Below are 13091 nucleotides of genomic sequence, written 5' to 3' on the forward strand. Positions count from 1 at the left end.
GTGTCCGGTATCGACAGGTTCTACTCAGGAACGGTGGATAGCGTGTCGGCCGTGGAACCGCGACCTCGACACTCGGCAACCAGGCACAGGCGTAGGCGTCAACCGCAGCGGTCGACGCTCTCGGTAGGGCGCAAGCTGGCGGCGGCGTCCCTGTCGACGACGATTCTGGTGGGCGTCGGAATCGGGTGGTACGTGCAGTCGGATCTGACGTCGGGGCTGTACCGGTCGGATGCGCTCTCCGCCCTCGGTGACGACGCCGGCAGTTCTCTCGACGGGGATACCAACATCTTGTTGATCGGTCTCGACAGTCGCAAGGCGATGGACGGCAGTGACCTGCCGGCAGAGTTCGTCACCGACAAGTTGCACGCAGGGGATAGCGATGTGGGTGGGTACAACACGAACACGCTTATCCTGCTCCATGTTCCGGGCGATGGTGGCAAGGCCAGTGCAGTGGCGATTCCACGCGACGATTACGTCTCTGTACCCGGCTATGGAATGGCCAAGATCAAGGAAGCCTACGGAATGGCGAAGGCTGATGCGGACGCCAAACTCGTAGCGGACGGTGTGACGGATCCTGCTGCACGAGAACAGCAAGCGCGTGAAGTCGGTCGGCGGTCGACACTGACCACCGTGCAGAATCTGCTCAAGGTTCCGATCGATCACTTTGCCGAAGTGAACCTGATGGGCTTCTATGACGTCGTCTCGGCTATCGGCCCTGTTCAGGTGTGCCTCAACAATCCGGTTCAGGATGACTTCTCGGGCGCCAACTTCCCGGCGGGGGTTCAGACTCTCGATGCGTCACAGGCACTTTCGTTTGTCCGTCAACGCCACGGCCTGGACAACGGGGACTTGGATCGCACCCACCGGCAGCAGGCTTTCATCAGCGCGGTGATCGCCAACTTGAAGGGCTCCGGCGTCATCGGAAACATTCCGAAGATGACGGCACTGGCCGACGTGGTGAAGAAGGACGTGGTGATCGATTCCGCCATGGATCCCGTCCGATTCGCTTCTCAGGCAAGCGCTCTCGCGGGTGGGAACATCGACTTCTACACCCTGCCCATCGAGGGATACGAGACCGTCGACGGCCAGGACGTCAACATGGTCGATCCGGCGCGTCTGCGTAGTGAAGTGTCGCGGATCTTCGCGGGAGGTGACTCGGCATCTGCACCTGCGATGGACACCGCGATCTCGACCGGGAACGAAGTTGTGGACATCCGCAACGGAACCGCGACGGACGGGTTGGGCGCCGCGTTGGCAGCGGCGATGAAAGCGTCGGGAGTCGAAGTCGGAGAGGTGAGCACTGCAGCTCCGACGGCAAAGTCGGTGGTCAGCTATGGAGCCGGCGCCAAAGCCGTCGCAGAGGCGCTGGCCGAGCAGTTGGGCGTGGCCGCAGTGCCGAACGAGCAGGCAGCGGCCGAATCAGTGTCTGTACTGATCGGTGAGGACAATGCGCAGACCGTGTTCTCGGCCGCGCCGGCGCAGTCGGACTCCTCGGTATCCGCCGGCACAGTTCCCGACACGGGAGCACAGGGATCACCTATCCGAGCGGACGCGAATGGCGGCATTCCCTGTGTGGACTAACTCTCAGGTAATTCGCACGAAACTCACGCTGACTTCTTCGGTCTGCGGGTCTACATTGGAGAAGTCGAACTCAGTCGGGTACTTCACCTTTGGGGTACCTGACTGAGATTGCGTAGTTGAAAGGATCACCGACATGGCTACAACAGCAGCGGTACAGAATCCAACACGCTCACGTGCCAGGACCATGTCCTTGTCCGAGTACGTGGCCGAGCATCCGGCGCAGCGCGTTTTCCCGCCGACCAGTGAGCGGGCGGCCAGGATGGCGATGCTCATCATGTTCGCCCTGATGGCCGTCACCCTCGTCGTACTGGTACTTGACGAGGCAGGAATCTTCGGATGAAGGCAGCGGTCTTCGGCTGAGCCCGACCTTTAGTTACTCTTGAGTAATGACTGAACAGAAGAGCTGGAATGCGTTCACCGTCGAGCGCGAAGACAACATCGCCCAGGTGACGCTGATCGGGCCGAGCAAGGGCAACGCGATGGGGCCGGATTTCTGGAGTGAACTCCCCGAAATCTTCGCCGACCTCGACGCCGATCCCGAGGTGCGTGCAATCGTCATCGCCGGTTCCGGCAAGCACTTCTCGTTCGGCCTGGACCTGCCGGCGATGAGCGGTGAATTCGGTGCCGTCCTCGCGGACAAGGCTCAGGCAGGTCCGCGCACCAAATTCCACGACATGATCAAGCGCATGCAGTCGGGTATCAATGCCGTCGCAGACTGCCGCAAGCCCGTCGTCGCAGCTGTGCAGGGTTGGTGCATCGGCGGCGGCGTCGACCTCATCACGGCGGCGGACATCCGCTACGCAAGTGCCGATGCCAAGTTCAGCATCCGCGAGGTCAAGGTCGCGATCGTCGCAGACATGGGCAGCCTCGCGCGTCTGCCCGCGATCATCGGTGACGGACACCTGCGTGAGTTGGCTCTGACCGGCAAGGACATCGACGCAGCGCGCGCCGAGAAGATCGGCCTCGTCAACGACGTTTTCGAAGATGCCGGCGCGGTACTGGCAGCGGCGCGCGCGACCGCCAAGGAGATTGCGCTCAATCCGCCGCTCGTGGTCCACGGGATCAAGGACGTGCTCGATCACACCCGCAGCGCGAGCGTGAACGACAGCCTTCGCTACGTCGCAGCCTGGAACGCGGCGTTCCTGCCGTCGCAGGATCTGACCGAGGCCATCACCGCCGTCTTCCAGAAGCGCCCGCCGGTCTTCCAGGGTGAGTAGAAACTGCAAGGGTGAGTAGGAACTGCAAGGGCGAGTAAAAACAGCACAAAAATCCCCGCACATCTTCCGATGTGCGGGGATTTTCGTAAGGCCTGAGAACTCGAGCTCAGTGACCGCCGTTGGCAGCGAGACGCTTGATCGAAGCCTCGATCTCGGCCTCTGCCTCGGCGCGGCCGACCCAGTTGGCTGCCTCGACGTGCTTGTTCGGCTCGAGGTCCTTGTAGTGGACGAAGAAGTGCTTGATCGCATCGAGTTCGAACTGTGAGATGTCACCCAGATCCTGGATGTGATCCCAGCGGGGGTCACCGGCCGGAACGCAGAGGACCTTGTCGTCTCCGCCGGCCTCGTCGACCATCTTGAACATCGCGACTGCGCGAGCCTCGACGATGACGCCGGGGAAGACCGACTCGGGGAGCAGGACCATGGCGTCGAGCGGATCGCCGTCCTCACCCAGGGTGTTTTCGATGAAGCCGTAGTCGGCCGGGTAGCCGAAAGCTGTGTAGAGGTAGCGATCGAGTTTGACGCGACCGGTTACGTGGTCGACCTCGTACTTGTTGCGCTGACCCTTGGGGATCTCGATGGTGACGTCGAACTCCACGCCGATTCCTCGCTGTCGTGTCGGTAATGATTCGTCGGAAGGATATCGGGTCAAGGATAAGGTTGCCTGACCACCCAGTAGGCAGAGCACAGACGGAGGGGCGTTGGCGGGCCAAGGAAAGAAGAAGATCGGCTCGTTGGAAGAGAGTCGACGGCGTAACTTCCGCATCCTTCTGGCGGTCGGTGCAGTGGTTGTACTGGCCGTCGCCGGAGTTGTCGTCGTGAAACTCGGTACGTCGAACGACACAGCCGGCAGCGCGACTGTGACTACGTCGCCGCAGCCTGCGCTCGTGACGCCGTCACCTCAGGTGGTGCCCGTCCCGACGGACGCACCGATCCCGAGCGCGTCGGGAATCGCAGCGGCGATCGGCCCGGCTGTGGCCAACCCGGATCTGGGGAAGTTCACCGGAGTAGTCGCTGATGCGCTCACCGGAAACATTCTGTGGAGCGCAGACCCGTCGACGCCGATGACGCCTGCGTCCACGACGAAGGTGCTCACCGCATCGGCGGCATTGCTGAAGTTGCCGCTCGACCACAGGCTGTCCACGACAGTGGTGCCTGGAACGAGCCCCGGGCAGGTCGTTCTGGTCGGCGGCGGTGACCCGACGCTGACGGCGACGCCGAAGGGGCAGAGCGGGTACTACGCCAACGCAGCGCACATCGCGGATCTCGTCGACCAGATCAAGGCTGCCGGTACGCCGGTGACCAGCGTCGTGGTGGACTCGAGCTTGTTCAAGGGCGACAACATGGCCACCGGCTGGTTCCCCGCGGACATCGCGGCCGGTTACATCACCCCGATCGAATCGGTGATGATCGAAGGTGGTCGGTACGACGGCACTCAAGACGAGTCGCCGCGTTCGGAAACGCCCGCGTTGGACGCGGGCAAGGTGCTCGCTCAGGCCCTCGGTGTCGATCCCGCCAACGTGAGTCTCGGCGCGGCGCCTGCCGGTGCCAAGCCGATCGCGACCGTGCAGTCGGCACCGCTGAGCGACCGGCTGCTGCAGATGATGGAACATTCCGACAACGTGCTCGCCGAGACCATCGGGCGTGAGGTCGCGATTGCCTCCGGAATCGAAGCCTCGTTCACCGGAGCCGTCGACGCGACCGGCAAGACCTTGCAGGCCGCCGGGTTCGACTACACCGGAGTTTCGCTGCACGATTCCAGCGGGTTGTCCGTCGACGATCTCATTCCCGCTCAGGTACTCGATCGCGTCATGACGGCTGCGGCCGGTGACGGTGATCCGAAACTGCGCCCCTTGCTGGACTACCTTCCGGTGGCCGGCGGAACAGGAAGTTTGTCCGACCGCTACGCGTCCGGAAACCGAACCGGTGCGGGTTGGGTGCGGGCCAAGACGGGAACTCTCTCGACGGCCAGCGCGTTGTCAGGGTTCGTGGTCGATCAGAACGGGCGAGTGCTCACCTTCGCACTGATGTCCAATGACCGGCCGCCAGAAGTGAGCCGTCCTGCCCTGGACGCGATTGCCGGAGCATTGAGGAATTGCGGGTGCCAATAGTGGCCGAAAAGACTCCACAAGATGATGAAGCCTCGGCTCCGCTCGGTGGTGCCGTCGACTGGAGTCTTGCCGCCAAAGCCGGGATAAAACTGGCGCGCGGCGGCCCGGCGATGTCTCGCTACACGGCCGAGACGGCAACCGCCGAACTCGCCGAAGCGTCCAAGCGTGCCGAACTGCCGGTTCGTGAAGTGACCGGTTTGGCCGACGGTCTACCGGTCCCGGCCGCTGACGTGCTTGACCGGGCCGGGTGGATCACGGCGGCCTCGCGGTCGATGGCGCATCTCACCGGCGCCGACCCTGACGGCAGTGGCAATCTCATTGTCGGAAAGCCGGCGGGCTTGCAGGCCGGCGCCATGCTGGCGTACCTGTCTTCGGCGATCCTCGGGCAGTACGACCCGTTCACCGGCGAGCACGGCACCCTGCTTCTGGTCACACCGAACATCGTCTCCGTCGAACGGTCCCTTCGGCTGAACCCGAGTGACTTCCGGTTGTGGGTCTGCCTGCACGAGGTCACTCACCGGGTTCAGTTCTCGTCCTCACCGTGGCTAGCGGAGTACATGAAGGAATCCGTCGAAACGCTTGGTGCGACGGTGGACGAGTCGATGACCGACGTTGTCGGGCGCCTTGCTGCAGAGCTGCGCTCGCGGAAGGAACCCGACTCCAGTGACGGTGCGACGGCGGGCGGGATCATCGGCCTGCTGCGTGCTTCGCAGGCAGAACCTCAGCGTGACGCGCTGGATCGGATGCTCGTACTCGGCACTCTCCTCGAAGGGCATGCAGACCACGTGATGGACGCCGTCGGCCCCGCCGTGGTGCCGTCGGTGGCAACTATCCGCGCGGCCTTCGACAAGCGTCGGCAGCGCAAGTCCAACCCCGTGCAGCGGATCATCAAGATGCTTCTCGGCATGGACGCCAAGATGGCGCAGTACGTACGCGGCAAGGCCTTCGTCGACGCGGTGGTTCTCAAGGTCGGCATGGAGCAGTTCAACACCATCTGGACCGGGCCCGAGACCTTGCCGTTGCTCGACGAGATCGACAATCCCGACGCGTGGGTAAAGCGCGTTCTCGGCTAGATGCTGCTGCCTGAGACGCCTGCCCTACTGGCGCTGCGACAGGCTGTGCGGGCGTGGACGCTCGCATTCGAGCCACGACGCCGTGTGGTCGTCGCCCTGTCCGGGGGCGCCGATTCATTGGCGTTGACCGCAGCAGCGGTGGCGGAAGCCGATTCGGTCGACGCGTTGATCGTGGACCATCGGCTGCAGCCTGGTTCTGATGCCGTCGCGCGCTCGGCCGCAGACCAGGCGCTGGCGCTGGGTTGCCGGACCGCGACGGTGCTGACCGTCGACGTAGCCGAAGGTGGGAGTCTCGAAGCCGCCGCGCGTGAGGCTCGGTACAGCGCTCTGCGCGACGCCAGGACTGACCTCCCGGTTCTGCTCGGACACACGCTCGACGATCAAGCAGAGACCGTCCTTCTCGGACTGTCCCGCGGGTCCGGTGGGCGATCGATTCAGGGTATGGCTGCATTCGACGCCCCCTGGGGACGGCCGCTACTCGGCATCCGTCGATCGGTGACCAGGGCGGCCTGCGTCGACCTGGGCATCACGCCGTGGGAGGACCCGCACAACAACAATCCCGAGTTCACTCGCGTGCGTCTGCGGCACGAGGCGTTGCCGCTGCTCGAAGAAATTCTCGGCGGGGGAGTTGCCGAGGCGTTGGCCCGAACCGCGACTCAGTTGCGTGAGGACGGCGAGGCGCTCGACGAGTACGCCGAGGCCCTACTTCTACGGGCTGTCGTCGACGGGGAAGTGGAAGTGGACACACTTGCCGAAGCGCCCACCGCAATCCGCCGACGCGCTCTGCGGGCCTGGCTGCTGCAGGGCGGCGCAAAAGCATTGACGGACAAACAGTTACGGGCGGTCGATGCCCTGGTGATCGACTGGCGGGGGCAAGGCGGCGTCGCGATCGGGGGCGGAACACCGGAGGCGAGGTTGGTGGCGGCCCGGCGACGTGGCAGGCTGATCCTCGGATTCGAAGACCGACGAAGGGTTTGACGCGTGTACGAGGGCGACATCGCATCGGTACTGATCTCCGAAGAACAGATCCGTGCACGAACGGCGGAACTGGCTGAGGAAATCGCCAAGCGTTACCCGGCAGGCGCCCCCGAAGGGGATCTCCTGCTGATCGGCGTCCTCAAGGGAGCGGTCTTCTTCATGACCGACTTCGCCCGCGCCCTGCCGATCCCGTCGCAGATGGAATTCATGGCGGTGAGCTCCTACGGATCCTCGACCTCGTCTTCGGGCGTCGTCCGCATCCTCAAGGACCTCGACAAGGACATCGCCGGTCGCCACGTGCTGATCGTCGAGGACATCATCGACTCGGGCCTGACGTTGTCGTGGTTGATGCGCAACCTCAAGACGCGTAATCCCGCTTCGCTCGAGGTCGTCACCCTGCTCCGCAAGCCGGACGCCGTCAAGATCGACGTCGACGTCCGCGACGTGGGCTTCGACATCCCCAACGAGTTCGTCGTCGGTTACGGCCTCGACTACGCCGAGCGGTACCGCGATCTGCCGTACATCGGCACCCTGGACCCTGAGGTCTACGGCGGCTGAGCCTGCTCGCCGGTTAGAACTCTTCACATTTCGGCACCTCTGCATCAGTCCGCCGAACGGACGACAGACAGGTCTCCGAGGCGTCGCTAGATTCACGGAATGCGCTATCGACGGCTTATTCGGTGACCCTTCCGCCACCACCGCCACCGCCACCACCGCCCCCGCCTGGTGGGGAGCAGCAGTACTGGAGTGCCCAACCGCAGGGCGTTCTGTACCAACCTCCGACCACGAACGGCCTCGCAATTGCCGCCATGGTCGGGGCGCTCGTGCTGGCGCCGGTCGGCATTGTGCTCGGCCACATTTCGCTGGCGCAGATCAAACGAACCGGTGAGCAGGGGCGAGGACTTGCAATCGCCGGCCTGGTCATCGGCTACATCTTCACCGCGCTTCTGGTGCTGTCGATCGTGTGGATGTTTCTCATTGCCAATGCAGTCACCCGCGCGTTCGACGACTACGACAGCGCGTCTTCTCTCTACTACACATCTGAATCGTCGAGTACGACTTATCCGACGTATGCGACCACCACATCCCGGACGGTGGCGCCGACGTACAGCGGAAGCGACACGGCGTCGGTCATCGCCAATGCCTCGGTAGGTGACTGCGTCGTACGAAGGCTCGGGGCAGACAAGGGCGACGGGACCAGCGAGACATACGTCAGTCCGGTCTCGTGCAGCTCGAGCAGCGCCACTCACCGGGTAGTCAGCCGCGGCACGTCCACATCTTCGTGCACCGCCGATTGGGTTCGCAAAGAGAGTCCTGTCGTAGTGCTTTGCCTAGCGGACGAATGATCGACAGAGGGAGACACAGCCGATGACGTTGCCGCCCCCGCCCCCACCACCCCCACCACCCCCGCCTTCACCACCGCAGGCTCCGGTTGCCGGACATCCTCCGCCCTCTCGATCTCGTGGCCGAGGATGGATTCTTGCCGTTGCATCCCTTACCGCCGTCGCGGCCCTCGCCGCAGGCGCCGTCACCGTTGTCACGATTCTCCGGTCGGGAGACACCGATGGACCGGTTGCAGGCCAGCTGGTCAACACTTACCCCACGCAGCCGACGCCAGGGTGGTCGTTGGACGTTGACGAGGTTCTGCCGGGCGGAAGATTTCTGTGGCCGGATTCGCTCGGTGCGAGCTATGGAACGGCGAGATTCATCGACGTGGGACAGACTCTGATCACTACGGTCGGTCCACAGCATGGCCAGCAGTCCCAATTTGTAGCAGTCGACGCCGAGAGCGGATCCATTCGATGGCAAACGCCGGTCGCCGGCACGGTGTCGTGTGCGACCGCCGCGATCGATGCAGCCCTACCTTGTGTCGTCAGGAACCCTGGTGGAACAGCTCGAGTCGTTTCCTTCTCGCTCGACTCGGGGGCGATTCGTTCGAGTGTCGACGCCGATACAGCCACCTTGGTCGAGGTTTCCGACGGAGCGGTCTTCACTGTCGGCGGTAGCCAGTCCGGTCTGGTGATTTCGCGCGGTACGCCTAACGATCTCGACGCGGCGTGGACAACGACAACTCCACCGGAAACCGACTGCGTCGGATCCGGCGATTCGCATTCGTTCGAGATCGTGGACGGCATCGTCTATTACTCGAGCATCGGATCTACGGCGCTCAACGCGGTCGATGGCGCACTGCTTTCGAATCCGAATCTGGGTGGCTACGAGGCACTTCCAGGACAAGGTTTTGCCGGCGTCCTCTGCGCGATGCCATTTCCGTCGGACGGATACTCCAGCATCGTGTCCGACCGTGACGGTGCCGAGAGATTTAGAGTTGACGAAGACGCACCGGCATCACCGTGGCTTGTCTCGGCATCGAACTCTCGTCCGTACATCGGCTCGCACGGTGCCTACGACATGAACGACGGCACCGAGTTGTGGTCGGTCATCGGCGGAGACCACTTCTCGCTACGCCGGATCGTCGGCGACATCGTGTTGGGCAACGACTCGGACACGCTCTCGGCCTACCGAATCGACACCGGGGAACAGTTGTGGTCGACCAAGATCGGTGACTACTTCTCTTACTCGGTCTCGGACGGTGAGCGAATTCTCGTCCATCCTAACGACGGCAGGGTACTAGCCGTTGAACTCGACGACGGCTCCATCAGCTGGTCACTCGATTCCCACACCAACCACTGGTCTTGGTCGAAGGCCCACGACGGACTCGCCTCGATCTCCAATGACGAATTCCTCTACTACCCACCGACCGGCGGACCGTCAGGGACACCGGGCAGGCTGCCCGCTGTCCCTGAATTCGACGGAGGCAACGAGTACGTCACGAAATGCGGACGGACACCGACCCTGACGCCGGTTGAATACCGCACGCAGGCAGAGGGTCTCGTCGTTCTAATGGAAATGAAAGCATCATGTCCCGGCGGAGACATCGTCTCCACCGACGCGCTTCGTGTGTCGATCACCGACACCGGCCAGAGCGTTGCATCGGCGGTGTTCGACTTCTCCGATGCGCCGATCTATCTTCCCCGAACCGATGGGACGAACACGACGAACTCGATCCAGCGCGAGTTCCTGTACGACCTCGGTAGTTTCTGGAGGCTGCCGAACACTCTCGGTGAGTCTTCGAGTCTGACCAATTCGAGAGCGTCAGGTGCTCAACTCGTCGAATGCGAGGACGAGGGGACGAGTGATACCAGCCTGACGTCCGGGCCGGCATCGAGAAGTGACACCAATACGCCGATCCGACCCACACGTAGCGCGCAGCCGACAACGGGCGATGTCGAATCTGCGAGTCTCGACGCCCTCCGGGCTCAGGCCGACGCCGATCGCCCCTTTGTGATCGGTGACCTCGCGAACAGGTGGGTGGCTCAGATCTCCTCCAAGCGGGTTGGGCTCGATGCGGCGGATATCAATGGCGCTCAGGTGCATTGGACTGCTGCCCAGATCCTGCGACAGCATCTCGAACTTCGTCTCATGTATCCGGAGGTGCGTCTGCTCTGGAGTGACGAATGGCGGACCTTCGATCTCCGGGGTTGGTGGATAACCGTCGCAGGCTTGACGTTTGCGGATGCGGATGCGGCCAACGGGTGGTGCGATTCGAAGCGGATTGCCAACGATCAATGCTTCGCCAAGATCGTCAGCAACGATCGCGATTCGTCGGGGACCACCAAATATCGGCGATAGTGCCTGAGCCGTTCGGCGCACTTCCCACATCTGAGGAGCTTGGCGAATGACCGAAGACAACTCGCGTCACCACAGTGAACCATCGATTAACGGTTTGCCCCAGCAACACGGCGTGTATCCACCGGCGCAGGGCTATTCACCGGCGCGATCTGCGTTCGAGGATATTCGGATCGGTGACTACACCCGCGACGGGACAGCCGCGGTACTACTGTTCGTGTCGTTCTTCTTGCCGTGGAGTGCGACCGTCGCAATAACCCGCGTCGGTTCGAGTGCTCTTGTGGTGCTTCTGGTTTTGCCGACACTGCTGTCGCTGGTGTCCCTGTCTCTGCCGTACGTGGCGCGACTCGGAATGCTCGGGCCGAATTGGAATGTCGGGCAGATACGTGTGCTGCGTCTGGTGGCCAACGGACCCCTCATTGCCACTGTCGTGGGTCTTGTCGTCTACGACGTCATTCGTGGAATGTTCCGATTCAGTGAGAGCTCGAGTGTTTTCACCGGCAACGGGGTCGGCGCTGGAGCGTGGTTCGGGCTTGCCGGCGCCCTGCTCGCAGCTCAACCGCGAGCGGCCGAAATTCGCATCGACCCTCGAACCGCGCCGCGATGGTTGGCGTTGGTGAAGCCGCTTGTGTTTGTGGCTTGGGGGTCGTCAGTGGCCTCGGCGCTACTCGCGCTGATCTACATCCTGGTCTCCGCCAGTCGCTACCGATATTACGACGGGCCGCAGACATTCGAGAGCCTGATCGTTCTCTTCGTGTCGTCGGCCGTTCCGATCGTCGTGGTGGGTGTTGCGGCAGTCGGTCTCGCCAGACGGTTTGCGTCCTGGCGCCTCACCATCGCCGCGCTCGGCATCGCTCTCCTCGCAGCCGGATTACTCCACTCGATCAGCGAGGGCACAAGTGTCGAGCTGTTCCACACGGTCACGGCTAGTCCGTACTACGGCATCACGTTCTTGATTGCCGCAGCTGCAATTACATTCATTCCATTCGGTGTTGCATCCGTCGGCGACGGGACGCACCCCGGATACGTCTGGCTCGCAGCGGCACGAAACGGCATGCTGTTGATCGCGGTGTGGAGCTTCGGTGTTGGATTCTCTCAGATCGCAATGGCAGCAACGCAATTTGGCATCGTGCCGTGGGGAGATGCGTTGGTGCTCGCTGTTCTCGCGATACTCTTCGGGATTCTTGCCGTCGTCGGAGTCAGATCACTGTCGCTTCGGTATTCTTCGCTCGACCCTCGCCCGTCACGCGAGGTTGGTCTTGGAGTCTGTGTCGGCTTGCTCGTCCTGATGATCGCTCGTCTCGTGGTGCAGTCGGCCATGTATGGCGAAATATATTACAGTGCATGGATATTCGATCTCGCCATGGCGGTGCTGGTGGTTCTGGTTGCTCTCGCTCTCACAGTCTCACCGGCTGTTCGGAATTTGTATGCGGGGGTGCAACTGTTCGCGTCGGCCACCACGGTTACAGCTGCGGTACCGAATCTCGGACAGCCCGTKCAGCSTTCGAGRCGTGCTCTCGAGGCTGCGGATCCGCGGACTCCGGCGGCGGTGCTGTTCGAGATCGCATCGAGTTCGCCGGAGTTGCGGCCGGCGATCGCTGCGAATCCGTCGACGTACGACGATCTTGTGACGTGGCTCGAAGCGCTGGGTGATCCGGCTGTGGATGCGGCATTGGACCGAAGGGCTGCTGGGCAATTCGGTCTACTCGGACCCGAACCCGAACCTGCGACCGAGACGTTCATTTCGAGCGGACCGGAGGCCCACTCCAGTGGCGACCTTGTGCAACCGTCCGCACCGCGACCGGCCGTGCCGCAATTTGCCGTGCCGCAACCGAACCCGGGGTATGGGCCGACCGGCGTTCCACTCCTGCCTGGTGGGTTTCGGCCGGCCGGCGCGGGGATACGAGTTGCCGCGCGGTTCATCGATTTTGCCATTCTCGCAGTTGTGTCGGTCGTCGGCGGAATGATCTCCACCGCGACGCTCGGAAACGGATTCGACTTCGATTCCTACCGGACAAGTTCGGGTCTGATCGGCCTGCTGATCGGGATCGGTTCGATCGTGTACTTCGTATGGGGAGAGTCGGCATTCGGGGTAACGCTGGGCAAACTCGCCCTCGGAATAGGGGTTCGCTCGGTAGGAGGTGCACGTCCGGCCTTGGCGCAGTCCTTCAAACGGAATGCATTCGTGATCCCCATGTACTTCGGATCGGCTGTTTCGGCGTTGGCCATGCTCGGTAGTGGTGACGAGCTCGTCGGCATGCTGAATTCGATGTCGTTGGGCAGTGTCGCGAGCATTCTCGGTTCTCTTGTAACAGTCGCTATTTCGACCGCGATCATCGTTTCGATCAGTAGCGCACCGGACGTCCGCGGCTTCCACGATCGGATGGCTGACGCCGCCGTCGTGGTGACCCGACAGTGACCGAGCACGCTTCGATGGAAGAGGC

General features: G+C 62.8%; 11 protein-coding genes. 10 read left to right on the forward strand and 1 reads right to left on the reverse strand.

Annotated features, from left to right (window positions below):
* The first annotated feature begins 51 nt into the window (after window positions 1-51).
* The 3 genes from AC1DWA_RS18840 (at window position 52) to AC1DWA_RS18850 (ending at window position 2798) form a co-directional block, all read left to right on the forward strand.
* Window positions 52-1581: an LCP family protein gene (locus tag AC1DWA_RS18840; RefSeq protein WP_283309616.1), complete on the forward strand. Its 1530-nt coding sequence runs from the start codon at window positions 52-54 to the stop codon at window positions 1579-1581.
* Between the two features lie 133 nt (window positions 1582-1714).
* Complete coding sequence (locus AC1DWA_RS18845; RefSeq protein WP_124568973.1) at window positions 1715-1921, forward strand: hypothetical protein; 207 nt, start codon at window positions 1715-1717, stop codon at window positions 1919-1921.
* Between the two features lie 46 nt (window positions 1922-1967).
* A complete protein-coding gene (locus AC1DWA_RS18850) occupies window positions 1968-2798 on the forward strand; it encodes a crotonase/enoyl-CoA hydratase family protein (protein ID WP_084326814.1) in 831 nt (276 codons plus the stop codon).
* 106 nt (window positions 2799-2904) lie between these two features.
* On the opposite strand, the gene AC1DWA_RS18855 is transcribed toward AC1DWA_RS18850, so the two are convergent.
* A complete protein-coding gene (locus AC1DWA_RS18855) occupies window positions 2905-3396 on the reverse strand; it encodes an inorganic diphosphatase (RefSeq protein WP_003941181.1) in 492 nt (163 codons plus the stop codon).
* Window positions 3397-3499: 103 nt separating this feature from the next.
* On the opposite strand from AC1DWA_RS18855, the gene dacB reads away from it, so the two are divergent.
* The 7 genes from dacB (at window position 3500) to AC1DWA_RS18890 (ending at window position 13066) form a co-directional block, all read left to right on the forward strand.
* Window positions 3500-4909: a D-alanyl-D-alanine carboxypeptidase/D-alanyl-D-alanine endopeptidase gene (gene dacB / locus AC1DWA_RS18860; RefSeq protein WP_021333820.1), complete on the forward strand. Its 1410-nt coding sequence runs from the start codon at window positions 3500-3502 to the stop codon at window positions 4907-4909.
* Window positions 4909-5982 carry a zinc-dependent metalloprotease gene (locus AC1DWA_RS18865; protein ID WP_019746776.1) on the forward strand — a complete coding sequence of 358 codons (1074 nt, stop codon included), beginning with the start codon at window positions 4909-4911 and terminating at the stop codon, window positions 5980-5982. The genes dacB and AC1DWA_RS18865 overlap by 1 nt, the downstream gene beginning before the upstream one ends.
* Entirely contained in the window at window positions 5983-6960 is a 978-nt protein-coding gene (gene tilS, locus AC1DWA_RS18870) for a tRNA lysidine(34) synthetase TilS (RefSeq protein ID WP_477847515.1), read from the forward strand.
* A 3-nt stretch (window positions 6961-6963) separates the two neighbouring features.
* A complete protein-coding gene (hpt, locus tag AC1DWA_RS18875; RefSeq protein ID WP_019746778.1) occupies window positions 6964-7518 on the forward strand; it encodes a hypoxanthine phosphoribosyltransferase in 555 nt (184 codons plus the stop codon).
* Window positions 7519-7640: 122 nt separating this feature from the next.
* Window positions 7641-8306, forward strand: coding sequence for a DUF4190 domain-containing protein (locus AC1DWA_RS18880; RefSeq protein WP_166501754.1), 666 nt, complete (start codon window positions 7641-7643; stop codon window positions 8304-8306).
* A gap of 22 nt (window positions 8307-8328) precedes the next feature.
* The gene (locus tag AC1DWA_RS18885; RefSeq protein WP_477847518.1) at window positions 8329-10650 is read left to right on the forward strand and encodes an outer membrane protein assembly factor BamB family protein; all 2322 of its coding nucleotides are present in this window, start codon (window positions 8329-8331) and stop codon (window positions 10648-10650) included.
* Window positions 10651-10696: 46 nt separating this feature from the next.
* Window positions 10697-13066 (forward strand): DUF7937 domain-containing protein, encoded by a 2370-nt coding sequence (locus AC1DWA_RS18890; RefSeq protein ID WP_477916910.1) that lies wholly within the window; start codon window positions 10697-10699, stop codon window positions 13064-13066.
* Window positions 13067-13091: the final 25 nt, after the last annotated feature.

It is taken from the genome of Rhodococcus sp. P4_F3_2 (assembly GCF_056401335.1).